11 protein-coding genes are annotated in these 14063 nt (G+C 68.5%); 6 read left to right on the top strand and 5 right to left on the bottom strand.

The features are described 5' to 3' along the window. The first annotated feature begins 40 nt into the window (after positions 1-40). Entirely contained in the window at positions 41-718 is a 678-nt protein-coding gene (locus QM619_RS04615) for a DNA-binding response regulator (RefSeq protein WP_415104785.1), read from the top strand. Positions 719-737: 19 nt separating this feature from the next. On the opposite strand, the gene QM619_RS04610 is transcribed toward QM619_RS04615, so the two are convergent. Next, positions 738-1361 (bottom strand): L-threonylcarbamoyladenylate synthase, encoded by a 624-nt coding sequence (locus tag QM619_RS04610; protein ID WP_415104783.1) that lies wholly within the window; start codon positions 1359-1361, stop codon positions 738-740. 65 nt (positions 1362-1426) lie between these two features. Here QM619_RS04610 and QM619_RS04605 point away from each other — a divergent pair, with 65 nt between their 5' ends. Next, positions 1427-2557, top strand: a complete 1131-nt coding sequence (locus tag QM619_RS04605; protein WP_415104781.1) for a MalY/PatB family protein — start codon at positions 1427-1429, stop codon at positions 2555-2557. A gap of 57 nt (positions 2558-2614) precedes the next feature. Here the strand turns inward: QM619_RS04605 and QM619_RS04600 are convergent, their stop codons facing one another. Next, the gene (locus tag QM619_RS04600; RefSeq protein WP_415104779.1) at positions 2615-3016 is read right to left on the bottom strand and encodes a hypothetical protein; all 402 of its coding nucleotides are present in this window, start codon (positions 3014-3016) and stop codon (positions 2615-2617) included. 125 nt (positions 3017-3141) lie between these two features. Between QM619_RS04600 and QM619_RS04595 the strand changes: the two genes are divergently transcribed. The 4 genes from QM619_RS04595 to QM619_RS04580 all read left to right on the top strand — a co-directional run bounded on the left by QM619_RS04595 (position 3142) and on the right by QM619_RS04580 (position 8805). Further along, positions 3142-4368, top strand: a complete 1227-nt coding sequence (locus QM619_RS04595; protein ID WP_415104777.1) for a pyrophosphate--fructose-6-phosphate 1-phosphotransferase — start codon at positions 3142-3144, stop codon at positions 4366-4368. Positions 4369-4739: 371 nt separating this feature from the next. Beyond that, the gene (locus QM619_RS04590) at positions 4740-6128 is read left to right on the top strand and encodes an MFS transporter (RefSeq protein ID WP_415104775.1); all 1389 of its coding nucleotides are present in this window, start codon (positions 4740-4742) and stop codon (positions 6126-6128) included. Further along, a complete protein-coding gene (locus QM619_RS04585; RefSeq protein WP_415104773.1) occupies positions 6121-7689 on the top strand; it encodes a metallophosphoesterase in 1569 nt (522 codons plus the stop codon). The genes QM619_RS04590 and QM619_RS04585 overlap by 8 nt, the downstream gene beginning before the upstream one ends. Before the next feature lie 114 nt (positions 7690-7803). Beyond that, positions 7804-8805, top strand: a complete 1002-nt coding sequence (locus QM619_RS04580) for a LacI family DNA-binding transcriptional regulator (protein WP_415104771.1) — start codon at positions 7804-7806, stop codon at positions 8803-8805. Positions 8806-8918: 113 nt separating this feature from the next. On the opposite strand, the gene QM619_RS04575 is transcribed toward QM619_RS04580, so the two are convergent. The 3 genes from QM619_RS04575 to dnaE are packed head-to-tail and all read right to left on the bottom strand — an operon-like array spanning position 8919 to position 14004. Then, positions 8919-9782: a CHAD domain-containing protein gene (locus QM619_RS04575; protein ID WP_415104769.1), complete on the bottom strand. Its 864-nt coding sequence runs from the start codon at positions 9780-9782 to the stop codon at positions 8919-8921. Then, the gene (locus QM619_RS04570; protein WP_415104767.1) at positions 9779-10444 is read right to left on the bottom strand and encodes a hypothetical protein; all 666 of its coding nucleotides are present in this window, start codon (positions 10442-10444) and stop codon (positions 9779-9781) included. Before QM619_RS04570 ends, QM619_RS04575 begins: the two co-directional genes overlap by 4 nt. A 44-nt stretch (positions 10445-10488) precedes the next feature. Continuing rightward, positions 10489-14004: a DNA polymerase III subunit alpha gene (gene dnaE, locus QM619_RS04565; RefSeq protein ID WP_415104765.1), complete on the bottom strand. Its 3516-nt coding sequence runs from the start codon at positions 14002-14004 to the stop codon at positions 10489-10491. Between the last annotated feature and the right edge of the window lie 59 nt (positions 14005-14063).

Below are 14063 nucleotides of genomic sequence, written 5' to 3'. Positions count from 1 at the left end.
GCCGCGTATTGCGGCGGGCCTCCGGTGGAATACTGACCCGGTGCCAACCAAACCGCCGGTCAGGGTCGCGCTGGTCAACGACTACGAGGTCGTGGTCACCGGCCTGCTGCATATGTTCACCAACTACCCGGACCGGGTCGAGGTGGTCAAACTTGTCGCCGGACGCGATGTGCGCGAGCCGGTCGACATCGCCCTGTACGACAGTTTCGGCCAGCTCTCGCCCGACAGCCCGCAGCTCGAAGGCGTCCTGCGCAACCCGCTGGTCGGGCGCACCGTGATCTACACCTGGAACTTCCAGCGGGCGCTCATCGAGCGGGCCCGGCAGCAGGGCGTCGCCGGCTATCTGTCCAAGACCCTCCCGGCGCGAGCCCTGGTGGACGCCCTGGAACAGGTGCACGCCGGCAAGATGGTGGTCAGCCCGGCACCCGCCTCGGCGAACCAGGTCGGCGGCAACTGGCCGGGCCGCGAAGAGGGGCTTTCGCATCGTGAGAGCGAGGTGATCGCGCTGATCACCCAAGGGCTGTCGAATGCCGAGATCGCCCAATGCATGTATCTGAGCCCCAACTCGGTGAAGAGCTATATTCGCTCGGCCTACCGCAAGATCGGCGTGATCCGCCGCTCACAGGCCGTGTCCTGGGGCATGCGGCACGGCTTCTCGTCCGATTTCATCCGCTTCGACCCCGAGGACGTCATTCCCGAGCCGGAGGTCGTGGAATAGCTCTCGGACAGGCGCTGCCTCAGCCTTCGAACGGCGAGACGTCCCCCAAGCCGCGGCGGATGATCTCGATCTCGTCGCCGCTGAGATCGATCACGCTGGTCGGCTCGGTGCCGCAGTCGCCGGAGTCGATGACGGCGTCCAGGGCCTGACCGATCTCGTCGTTGACCGTCCAGCCGTCCGACATCGGCTCGCTCTCGCCGGGCAGCAGCAGAGTGCTGGACATCAGCGGCTCGCCCAACTCGTGCAGCAGCGCCAGCGCGGTGACGTGCGCCGGAATACGGACGCCGACCGTCTTGCGCTTCGGCTGCAACATCACCTTCGGCGCCTCGCGGGTGGCTTTGAGAATGAAGGTGTAGCCGCCTGGGGTCGCCGCCTTGATCGCCCGGAACACGTCATTGCTCATCTGGACGTACTGGCCGAGCTGGGCGAACTCGCTGCAGACCAGGGTGAAGTTGTGCCGGGCGCCCAGCTGCCGCAGCTCGCGGATCCGGTCCAGCCCCGACCGGTTGCCGAGCAGGCAACCCAGGGCGTACCCGGAGTCGGTCGGATAGGCCACCAGTCCTCCGCCGCGCAGCAGGTTCGCCACCTGGCCGAGCGCGCGCGGCTGCGGGTTGTCGGGGTGCACGTCGAAATACCGGGCCATGCGGGCAACCGCCTTCCTGTCGAGATCTGACGCCCATACGCCGGGCGAGCCGCAAGAATGCAGCCATGACGATCTTCTCCCTGACCGAGGCCGAATTGCGACAGCGACGCAGCATGAAGTGGTGCACGTTCGACGCCGATGTTGTGCCGCTGTGGGTCGCGGAGATGGACACCGCGGTTCTGCCGGAGGTCCGGCGCAGCCTGGACGAGGCCCTCGACCGCGGCGACACCGGCTACCCGTACGGCACCGACTATGCCGACGCCTACCGCGCCAGTGCCGCCGCCCGGTGGGGGCTGGAGCTGACGCCGGGACAGGTGCAGCGCGGCGGAGACGTGATGAACGCCGTGCTGTGCGTGCTGGAGGCGACCACCAAACCCGGCGACGGCATCGTCATCACCTCACCGGTATACCCGCCGTTCTGGCAGGTCACCAGCGGCTACCGGCGGCACACGGTCCCGGTCGCGCTGACCCCCGCGGGCCGGCTCGACCTGGAGGCGTTGGCGTCCGCCTTCGCGGACCCCGAGGTGACCGCTTTCCTGCTCTGCTCGCCGCACAACCCGACCGGCACGGTGCACACCGTCGACGAGCTGACCGCGGTCGCCGAGTTGTGTGCGGAGCACGGCGTCCAGTTGGTGGTGGACGAGATTCACGCCTGGCTGGTCGATCCGGGCACCGAGTTCGTGCCGACCCTGAGCGTGCCGGCCGCCCAGCGGGCGGCGGTGGTGACCTCGGCGGGCAAGTCGTGGAACCTGGCCGCGTTCAAGGCCGGTCTCTACATCGTCGGCACCGAGGCGGGCGGGCTGCTGCGCACGCTGCCGCCGCTCGCCGCCGGGTCGACCGGCCATCTCGGCGCCATCGCGCATACCGCCGCGCTGCGCCACGGCCAGGACTGGGTCGACCAGGTCTGTGTCGAGATCGCCGAGAACAAGCGGCTGCTGGCCGATCTGCTGCACGCGCTGGTGCCGGGCGCCCGCTACCAGCCGCAACCCGGCACCTATCTGGCCTGGGTCGACTGCACCGCGCTGGACCTGGACGACCCCTGCCGGCATTTCCTGGACGTCGGGCGGGTGGCCTTCTCCCCCGGCCGGAACTTCTCCCCCGACCACGGGCAATGGGTGCGGATCAACCTGGCGGCGTCGCCATCCATGATCACCCAGGCCGTGGAGCGGATGGCGGCTTCGCTGCGCCGGCCCTAAGGCTGGTCGAGCCTGTCGAGACCTTGAATGAAGCGCCGGGTTAGGGAGACCTCGCGGTCAGTCGTAGAGTTGGGCGTCCGCCTGGCCGTTGCCGCGCAGGCTGGTGATGCCGATCAGGCTGAGCAGCACCGTGTCGACCTTCGTCGTGGTGGTGACCCGGACGCGACCGTCTTCGGCGATGCTGACGTTGCCCTCCATGCCGGGCTGGCCGGCGATCACCGTGCGCGCCGCGGCGATCGCCGCATTGGCGTCCGGACGGCGTCCGAGCTGACGGTGCGCGGCGGTGGCATCGGCAGCCGACCGGGCGGCTGCCGCCGCGGTCAACTCGGCTCGGCGGTCTGCGGCGGTCTTGCGGCCGCCGTCCACCACCAGTCCGGCGACCAGCAGCAGCGCGATCACCACGACGGCGACGAACGACGACAACGCCTGTCCGCGTTCGCCGCGCGTTGTGCCATGCATGGGCGACAGTGTGCACCCGGCGCGGGCGTCCGCGGGGGTTGTCCACAGGTTCCGACGGAATTTGCCCGGCCTGCGGGACCTCTTAGGCTGATCGCGACACTCACCCAGCCTCAGAAAGGCATTCCATGGTTCACAAGGTCGCGTTGCTCACCGCAGGTGGTTTCGCCCCGTGTCTGTCGTCGGCCGTCGGCCGACTGATTCAGCGGTACACCGAGGTGGCGCCCGACGTCGAGATAATCGCCTACCGATACGGCTACCAAGGCTTGCTGACCGGTGACTACATCGAGATCACCCCCGAGGTGCGCGCGAAGGCCCATCTGCTGAGCGCCTACGGCGGCTCGCCGATCGGCAACTCGCGGGTCAAGCTGACCAACGCCAAGGACCTGGTCAAGCGGGGCCTGGTCGCCGAAGGCGTCGATCCGCTCAAGGCCGCCGCCGACCGGCTGGTCACCGACGGGGTCGACGTTCTGCACACCATTGGCGGCGACGACACCAACACCACCGCTGCCGACCTGGCCGCCTATCTGGCCAACCATGGTTACGGGCTCACCGTCGTCGGCCTGCCCAAGACCATCGACAACGACGTGGTGCCGATCCGGCAGTCGCTCGGTGCCGACACGGCTGCCGAGATGGGCGCCCGGTACGCGCGCAACATCCTGGCCGAGCACAACGCCGGCACCCGCATCCTGATCGTGCACGAGGTGATGGGCCGCGACTGTGGCTGGCTCACCGCGGCCACCGCCCGCAAGTACCGGGAATGGCTCACCACCGCCGAATGGCTGCCCGAGATCGGTCTCGATCAGAAGGCGTGGGACGTCCACGCCGTCTTGGTGCCCGAGGCTGTCATCGACCTGCCCGCCGAGGCCGAGCGGCTCCGGAGGGTGATGGACGAGGTCGGCTGCGTCAACATGTTCATCTCCGAGGGCGCCGGTGTGGACAGCATCGTGGCCGAACTGGAGAAGGCCGGGGAGGAGGTGGCCCGCGACGCGTTCGGTCACATCCGGCTGGAGCGGATCAATCCCGGCGCCTGGTTCGCGAAGCAGTTCGCCGAGATGCTCGGCGCGGAGAAGATCCTGGTACAGAAGTCCGGCTACTACTCGCGCTCGGCGGCGGCGAATCAGTACGACCTCGACCTGATCAAGTCGATGACCGACCTGGCCGTGGCGTGTGCGCTGCGCGGCGAGCCGGGCGTGATCGGCCACGACGAGGAGAACGGCGACGTCCTCGGCGCGATCGCCTTCGACCGGATCAAGGGCGGCAAGCTGTTCGACATCAGCCAGGACTGGTACCTCCAGCTGCTCTCCGAGATCGGTCAGCCTGCGCCGGTGGCCGCCCCGCCGGCCCACCACTGACCGACGCGGGACCCCGTCATCCCAGACTCTCTCGTCATCCCGGACATGCTCCGGGATCTGGTGACCTTGGTGGGTGGCGGAGATCCCGGCGTTCGCCGGGATGACGTGAGTCAGTCGTCATCCCGGACTTGCTCCGGGATCTCTGCGTCCGCCGGGGTGACGTGACTCCGAAGCCGGGTAGCGTGCAAAGGTTTCGAGCTCGACCGACGGCATCGGCGGGCCGACAGGGTTCCGTTCCGGATTCGTTCGGGCATTGTTCATTCGACGACCTCTTGTGACCCGAATCGATTCTGACATAGGCTGCCGCGCGTCCGTAACGATTCGTACCGCCTTGATGCGGGCGGATCGTTCACGTCGCCAAGGAGGTCGATATGACAGCAGCGCAACCGGGAGGGACGTCCACGCCGGCGGTCCTCACCACCAGTGGGTTCGACGAGGTCGACACCCCGCAACTCCGCAAATTCCAGCGCCGGGTCACCCTGCTCTCGGCCGGCGGCACCTTCCTCGACGGTTTCGACCTGACCGTCATCGCCGTCGCTCTGCCGATGATCAAAGAGGAGTGGCACATCACCGCGCTCGATCAGAGCCTGATCGTGTCTGCGGCGATCATCGGGTCGCTGATCGGTGCCAGCTGGCTGGGCAATCTGACTGACAAGTACGGCCGCAAGGCGATGTACGTGGTCGACCTGCTCGCCTTCGTCGTCTTCGCCACCCTCACCGCGTTCGCCTGGGACATCTGGCCACTGATCATCTTCCGGTTCCTGCTCGGCGTCGGTATCGGTGCCGACTATCCGATCTCGGCCACCCTGGTATCGGAGTTCAGCTCGAACAAGCGGCGCGGCCAGCACGGCACGTCCCTGGCCAGCATGTGGTTCGTCGGCGCCGTCGCCGCCTACGTCTTCGGCCTGCTGTTGGCTCCGCTGGGTGACTTCGCCTGGCGCGCACTGCTGCTGCTCGGCGCCGTCTTCGCGCTGATCGTCTTCATCTTCCGAGTCAAGCTGCCCGAGTCGCCGCGCTGGCTGGTCGCCCACGGCCGCGAGACGGACGCCCGCGAGGTGCTTCGTAAGGTCACCGGCGTCGAGGTCGACCCGAACGTGACGCTGGAGAAGCCGCCGGCCATTCCGCTGGGCCAGCTGTTCAGCGGCGAACTGGGCCGCCGCACCTTCTTCGTCTGCGGGTTCTGGTTCTGCTACGCCACCGCCTACTACGGCATCTCGATGTACACCCCGACGATCCTGGCGCCGTTCACGGGTAATGACCGGACCCTGACCATCATCGGCAGCGGACTGGTAGCCGTGCTCGGCCTGGTCGGCTCCATCATCGGCATGAACGTCGTCGACCGCTGGGGACGGCGTCCGCTGATCATCACCAGCTTCGCCGGCCTCACCGCGTCCCTGGTGATCCTCGCGCTGAACACCGATCCGGGCCTTGGCTTCCTGATCGTCATGTTCAGCACCGCGGTGCTGTTCTCCAACGCCGGCGGCGGCATTCTCAACTTCGTCTACCCGACCGAGCTGTTCCCCACCTCGATCCGAGCCAGCGCGGCCGGCCTGGCGACATCGGTCAGCCGGATCGGTTCGATCATGGGTGTGCTGGTCTTCCCGAACTTCGTCGCACTGTGGGGCGCGAACGCCGCACTCTGGTTCTTCGCGGCGATCGGCCTGGCCGGCCTGAGCATCTGTTTCGCGCTTGCGCCCGAGACTCTGCACCGCAGCCTGGAGGAGCTCGATCCGACCCGCGCGGATTCGCGCCATGGCTGAGCCGGTCGACACCACCCAGGCCCGGATCGAACGAGTCCGGGACTACGACGGGGGCTATGTGCCGTTGCGTCGCGGGCCGGGCGAGGCGCATCTGGTGCGAAGCGACCTGGGCGGCGACGAGGAGTGGAGCGAGCCGGACGCCGTGCTCAGCCTGCTGCACATCACCGACTTTCAGCTGGCCGACCTGCTCTCCCCCAGCCGCACCGAGTTCCTGCAACGTTTCGACGGCGATCCGCGCTGGCAGCGGATGCTGCCCGCCTATCGGCCGCAGGAATTTCTCGAACTGCAGGCGCTGGCCACGGTGGCGGCCACCGCGCGAGCGGTCGCCGAGCAGCGTGCTGTGGACGTCCTGGTCACCACCGGCGACAACACCGACTCGGCCCAGCGCAACGAGGTCGAGGCCTACCTGACCGCGCTGGACGGCGGCGAGATCCGGCCGTCCGACCTGGGCGTCGGCCATCCGGCCAGCCCGACCGGCGGGACGGACGCCAGCTTCTGGCACCCCGAGCCCGGCAGCACGGACGCCTGGACGGCGCTCGGGCTGCCCAGCGTGCCGGGCGCCGTGGACGCCGCGGCCGAGCCGTTCGTCAGCGCCGGCGTCGGCGTCCCGTGGCTGAGCGTGTACGGCAACCACGACTGCCTGGTGCAGGGCCGGGCGCCGTTCCCCGACGGCTACGACGCCTTCCTGACTGGCGCCGGCAAACCGGTGCTGCCGCCGTCCGACTACCTGCCCGAGCGGGACGCAATGGTCGACTACCTGGCGGATCCGTGGGTGACCACCACCGGCAAGCAGGCGCCGATCGATCCCGATCAGGCCCGTGCCAGCGTGACCAAAGCCGACCACGTCGCCGCCCACTTCCGCGCCGGCGCCGTTCCGGACGGCCACGGCTACACCGCGGCCAACGTCGACTCCGGCACCGCCTACTACACGTGGGACGGGGCGCCCGGCGTCCGGCTGATCAGCCTGGACACCACCAATCCGTACGGCGACGTCAACGGTTGCGTCGACGACGTTCAGTTCGGCTGGCTCGCCGACCGGCTGGCGGAGGTCGGTGCCGACTCGGACGATCCGCGGCTGGTGGTGCTGATGTCGCACCACGGGCTGGACACCATGGACAACGCCACCGGCCCCGACGACGCCGGGCTTCATCTGGCGGACGACGTCCGGGCCCTGCTGCACCAGCACCCGCACGTGGTGCTGTGGCTGTCCGGGCACGTCCACGTGAACCGGGTGGCGCCTCGTCCTGCCCCTTCCGGCGGCGGATTCTGGGAGGTGATCACCAGCGCGATCGCGGAATGGCCGGTGCAATTGCGGCATATTGCGCTCCAGATCGCCGATCCAGGTGCGATGATCACCAGCACCATGATCGATTCTCTTGCCCCGGCCGACTGGGACCTCAGCGTTGCCGGTCTGGCCGGGCTGCACCGCGAGGTGGCGGCCAACGATCCGGGCAGTGTCGGCGGCATCCACGCCGAGGGCACTCCCGGCGACCGCAACGTGGTGCTGCGGGTGCCGTTGCCGGCCGATCTGGTGCGCGTGCTGCGCAGACAGGACGGGTAGCGGAGCGAACGAGATGAGATTGGACGCCTGGGACCCGGCCCAGCATGACCTGCCGCCGCTGAGTGCCAGGCGTCCGCTCATATTCCGTTGCCTTGACCGATTCGGGACGCCGGGATGACGAAGCCGAATCCAGACCGGGTCACGCTGAAGATGGTGGCTCTGGCCGCGGAGATGTCCGTGGCCCAGACCAGCATGGCCCTCAACGGCAAGCCCGGCGTCGCGCCGGAGACCAGGGCGCGGGTGCTGGCCGCCGCCCGGCGGCTCGGCTACGTGCCTGACCCGATCGCGCAGGAGTTGCGCACCGGCCGCAGCGCCGTGCTGGCGCTGGTGGTGCGCAACGTGGCGAATCCGTACTTCAACGACATCCTGTCGGGCATGCAGGCGGCGGCGCTCGATCATGGCGTGGCGGTGATCATGATGGACTCCGACTACTCCGAGGACCATGAGCGGCGGCACATCCGCTACCTGCTGTCCCGGCGGGTCTGCGGGCTGGCGATCGCCCCGGTCGGGGTGGCGGCCGCGGTCGAGGAATGGCGGGCCGCACAACCCGCGTCCCCAGTGGTGCTGCTGAACTCCAGCGTCCGGCCCAAGGGCGGGATGGATCGCATCGCGCCCGACCCGCGCGCAGTCGACCTGGCGTTCGATCATTTGTGGGGGCTTGGGCATCGCCGGATCGGTTTCCTCAGCGCGCCGCACAGCCTGATGTCCGACCGGGACCGGCTGAATCGGTACCTTGGTCGCTGCCGCAAGCATCGGGTGGCGCCGACGACTTTGCACACCGAGTTGCGCGAGGCGGCGATCACCTCGCGTCTGCTGGACGCGCTGGCCGACCCGTTGGAGCGTCCGACCGCGGTGATCACGAACTCGGACTGGTCGGCGCACTACGTGTACCGCGCGGCGCGAAGTTGCGGGCTGGAGATCGGTCGTGATCTGTCGGTGGTCGGCCACGACGACCTGACCAGCTCGGAACTGCTCGCGCCCGCGCTGACCACGCTGCGGCTCGACCGCCGGGCGATCGGCGCCGAGGTGGTGCATCACCTCCGCGGTGTGCACACCGGCGACCATCTGGCTCCGGTCGAGCTGGTGGTGCGCGACTCCAGCGGCCCGCCTCGCTGACCAGCGTTGCGACGGCGTCCACCGACTCGTCCCCGGCGGCGGTGTGGACTCATCGAGATCCCTGGCATGCACGGGATGACGACGAATCAGGGACGAATGGCCGCGACGATTGACTATGGCAGCGGGAGGGCGAGCGCCGCGTCCAGTGCCGACTGACCGGCGTGCAGCGACTCTTCGCGCACCCGGAGTTCTAGGGCGATCAGGGCCAGGTAGCCGGCGGGCGAATCGCCGGCCTCGTCGGCCCGCACCGCCTCGGTCACCAGGTAGGCCTCGGCGACCACGGTGTCCTGATGTTCGCCCAGGGCTTCGGTGACCTGCTCCCAGGCTTCGGCCAGGGTCCGGGCCGGATCGCCGAAGGCGGGGGTAAGCGCCTCGGAACAGTATCGAGCGGCCTTGGCCGCCTTGCGCACCTCATGCCAGCGGTGGGCGTCCTCGTCGATCTCGCTGGCCCGTTCATGGAGTCGCCGGACGCGGTCGACGGCGCCGTCGAGCAGTCCGGGCAGCGCGTCGATGCCGGCGGTGCGGGCCGATTGGCGCACCGGCGGATCGATGACGAATTGCGCCAGCCGGTCGCGCAACTCCCGGTAGCGCTCGGTGTCCATCGACTCCACCAGCGAGGCGTGCGCTCGGGCATGGGTGTCGTTCAGGGACGCCGACAGCCGCTCGCCGACGGTGCTGGACGCCTGGGCGTCCGGCAGTGAGACAAGCGCGGTCAGCAGCCGCTCCTTGAGCACCTCAGCGTCCCGCGGCGCGCCCAGATGATCGGCGTGCCAGGCCAGCTCGTCGCGCAGAGCCCGCACTTGGCCGCGCCGGAACAGCGGCGCGAAGGTGCGCAGCGCGCTGCGGGAGCGGCGGGTGGCGACCCGGCTGCGGTGCACGGCGTCCGGGGCGTCGGCGAGGACGTCGTCGGCCCGGCCGGCGATCACGTCGGCCTGGGTGCGCAGATAGTCGATGACGACGTCGGTTGCGGTGGTCATTGGTTTCCTGCCGTCTCGTCGGCGCGTGCCACCTCGTCGGTGCGGACGACGCCGAGGTCGTCGACGACCTCGACCTTCTCCACCGACTCCGCCCTGGCCAGCCGGTGGCGTCGCCGCGGCTGCCGGGGGACCGCTTCGTCGTCCGGACCCAGTGCCGAGCCCAGCAGGATCGGCGTGACCGCCGCGAATGCCCACACGGCAAGCGCGGACGGCGATCGCAGGGTCAGCGCGATCAGTACGGTGTCGCCGGGCTTCGCGGTGGCCAGGCGCTCATCGAACGACGCTCCACCGAACAGCTCGCCCACCTGCCAGCAGACCACGCCGGCCAGCAGGCCGAGGCCGGCGGCCAGGAAGGCGCACGGCCATCCGATCCCTTTGAACCGGCGCCAGGTGGCGATCCCCAGGCCGGCTCCGACGACCACGCCGATCACCACATACCACGCGTCACCGGCGAAGAACTCGGTCAGCCCCCGCTCGCTGACCGGTGCCGAACCGTCCGGCTGGACGACATAGCCGGGTAGCCGGACGATCATCCGCCACAGCACGGCAGCGACGACGCCGGCGACGATCCCCGCGCCGACGTAGATGAGTGCCGCCGTCCGGTCGCCGGAGTGCGCCGGGGCCGCCGGTTCCTCGGCGGCGGGTGACGGCTGAGTGCTCACACGGCTCAGCCTAGTGGCGCGGACCGGTGGCTCGGCGGTGGATGTCATACGCTCACGCACGACGGCCCGAGCAGGGCCTTCAGGTCGGCCATCAGCGGCGGGGACGGCATCACCCGGAGGGTCTCCTCCAGCTTCCACACCGTGGTGCGGTTGGAGGTGGTGAGCCGGACCCGCACCTCGGTGGCGCCGGGGTGATTGGTCAGCACCGTGCGTAGCTGCTGCACCACCGCGGGCGTGCACCGGGCCGCCGGCAGCGAGATCACCACCGGCCCGGACGGGCCTTCGGACACGTCCGGGAAGCCGACGTCGGTGCCGCGGATCTCGACGCCCTCGTCCTTGCCGACCACCCGGCCCTTGATCCGGACGATGGTGTCGGTGGCCAGTTGCAGCGCGACCAGGTTGTACACCTTCGGGAACAGCAGCACCTCGACCGAGGCGTCCAGGTCCTCCACGGACAGGATCGCCCACAGGTCACCGTTCTTGGTCTGCTTGCGGGTGACCTGAGTGATCATCCCGGCGATGGTGGTCTGGATGTCGCGCGGGCCGTCCTCGGCGACGATCTGGCCGATCGAGTGGTCTCGGTTGGCCAGCAGCACGTGCTCCAGCCCGAGCAGCGGATGGTCGGAGACGTACAGCCCGAGCATCTCCCGTTCGAAGGCCAGCCGGACGCGCTTCTCCCACTCCTCGACCTGCGGCACCGGGGTGCTGACCAGCGCCTCTCCCTCGCCGAAGTCGCCGAACAGGTCGTCCTGGCCGTTGGCCTGGTTGCGCTTCAGGTCGATGACCTCGTCGACCTTCTGCTCGTAGCACTCCATCAGCGCCCGCCGGGTGTGGCCCAGCGAGTCGAACGCCCCGGCCTTGATCAGTGACTCGATGACCCGCTTGTTGCAGACCACCAGGGGCACGTTGTCGAGGAATTCGTTGAAGTCGGACGCTTTGCCGTTGCTTTCGCGGCCCTCGACGATGCCCTTCACCACGTTGTCGCCGACATTGCGGATGGCGCCCAGGCCATAACGGATGTCGCTGCCGACCGGGGTGAACATGCCGTCGGATTCGTTGACGTCGGGCGGCAGCACCTTGATACCCATCCGGCGGCATTCGGCCAGATAGATCGCCGACTTGTCCTTGTCGTCCTTCACCGACTGGAGCAGTGCCGCCATGTATTCGGCCGGATAATTGGCCTTCAGGTACGCCGTCCAGTACGAGATCAGTCCGTAGGCGGCGGTGTGCGCCTTGTTGAACGCGTAGTCGGAGAACGGCACCAGAATGTCCCACAGCGCTTTGATCGCCGAGGCGGAGAAGCCGTTGGCCAGCATGCCGGATTCGAAGTTGACGAATTCGGCGTCCAGCACCTCTTTCTTCTTCTTGCCCATCGCCCGGCGCAGCTGGTCGGCCGCGCCGAGGGTGTAGTTGGCCACCTTCACCGCGATCTGCTGCACCTGCTCCTGGTAGACGATCAGGCCATAGGTGAGGTCGAGGATCTCGGCCAGCGGCTCGGCCAGCTCGGGATGGATCGCGGTGATCGGCTGCTTGCCGGTCTTGCGCAGCGCGTAATTGGTGTGGCTGTTGGCGCCCATCGGGCCTGGCCGGTAGAGCGCCAGCGCCGCGGAGATGTCCTCGAAGTTGTCCGGCTGCATCTGCCGCAGCAGCACGCGCATGCCGGAGCCGTCAAGCTGGAAGATGCCGAGGGTGTCGCCGGAGGCGAGCAGCTGGTAGGTCTTGGCGTCGGTCGGATCTTTGCTGAGCTCGTCCAGGTCGAGGTCGAGGCCCCGGTTCGCCTTCACGTTGGCGATGGCGTCGTCCAGGATGGTCAGGTTCCGCAGGCCCAGGAAGTCCATCTTGACCAGTCCCAGCGCCTCGCAGCTGGGGTAGTCGAACTGGGTGATGATCTGCCCGTCGGACTCCCGCTTCATGATCGGGATGACGTCGAGCAGTGGCGCCGACGACATGATCACGCCGGCGGCATGGACGCCCCACTGCCGCTTCAGGCCCTCGATGCCCATCGCCGTGTCGACGACCTCTTTCACCTCGGGCTCGGACTCATACATGGCCCGGAACTCGCCGCCCTCGGCGTAGCGGGCGTGCTGCGGATTGAACACCTCGGGCAGCGGGACGTCCTTGCCCATCACCGGCGGGGTGTAGGCCTTGGTGATCCGCTCACCCAGGCCGAACGGCTTGCCCAGCACCCGGCCGGCGTCCTTGATCGCCTGCTTGGCCTTGATGGTGCCGTAGGTGACGATCTGGCAGACGTGGTCGTCGCCGTACCGCTCGGTGACGTAGCGGATCACCTCGCCCCGCCGACGCTCGTCGAAGTCGATGTCGAAGTCGGGCATTGAGGGGCGTTCCGGGTTCAGGAAGCGTTCGAAGATCAGTCCGTGCGGCACCGGGTCGAGGTCGGTGATTCGCAGCGCGTAGGCGCACATCGAACCGGCACCGGAACCGCGGCCCGGGCCCACCCGGATGCCGTTGTTCTTCGCCCAGTTGATGAAGTCGGCAACCACCAAGAAGTATCCCGAATAGCCTTTTCCAGCGATGACGCTCATTTCGAATTCGGCTTGGGTGGTGGCGTATTCCGGGACGCCGCCGGGGAAGCGGCGCTCCAGACCACGGCGGACCTCTTTGGCGAACCAGGATTCCTCGGTCTCACCGGCCGGCACCGGGAAACGAGCCATGTAGGTGCCGGTGCCCTCGTCGAAATGGGTCTCGCACCGTTCGGCGATGGCCAGCGTGTTGTCGCAGGCCTCCGGCAGCTCGCGCCAGAGCTCGCGCATCTCGGCGGGACTCTTCAGGTAGTAGCCGTTGCCGTCGAATTTGAACCGGTTCGGGGTGTCCCGGTTCGAGCCGGACGACACGCAGAGCAGGGTGTCGTGGGCGTCGGCGTCCCTGGCGTGCACGTAGTGCAGGTCGTTGGTCGCCACCAGCGGCAGTTTTAGGTCCTTCGCCAGCCGCAGCAGGTCGTGCCGGACCCGGCGTTCGATGTCGAGACCGTGATCCATCAGCTCGCAGTAGAAGTTGCCGGCACCGAAGATGTCGCGGAACTCGGCGGCCGACTCGACCGCCTGCTGGTACTGGCCGAGCCGCAGATAGGTCTGCACCTCGCCGGACGGGCAGCCGGTGGTGCCCAGCAGGCCCTTGGCGTACCGGTTGAGCAGTTCCCGGTCGGCGCGCGGCTTGTAGAAGAAGCCCTCCAGCGAGCTCAGCGAGCTGAGCCGGAACAGGTTGTGCATGCCCTCGGAGTTCTGCGCCCACATCGTCATGTGGGTGTAGGCGCCCTTGGACGCCACGTCGTCGCCGGTGCCGTCCCCCCACTGCACCCGCTTGCGCTCGCTGCGGTGGGTCTTCGGGGTGAGGTACGCCTCCAGCCCGATGATCGGCTTCACCGCGGAGCCCTTGGCCACCTTGTACCACTCGTAGGCGCCGAACAAGTTGCCGTGGTCGGTGACCGCCAGGGCCGGCATGCCCATCTGCTCGCAGCCCTTGACCAGGTCCTTCAGCCGCGCCGCCCCGTCCAGCATCGAGTACTCGGAATGGCAATGCAGATGCACGAACCCATCGGCCATCGGCGGTTTCGACCTCCAGAGTCTGTGGTGACGGATCGCCAGGGGGAAGTCCAGCGGAG

Source organism: Micropruina sp. (assembly GCF_047606665.1).
Taxonomy (GTDB): domain Bacteria; phylum Actinomycetota; class Actinomycetes; order Propionibacteriales; family Propionibacteriaceae; genus Micropruina.
This window is presented reverse-complemented; position numbering and strand designations above follow the sequence as displayed.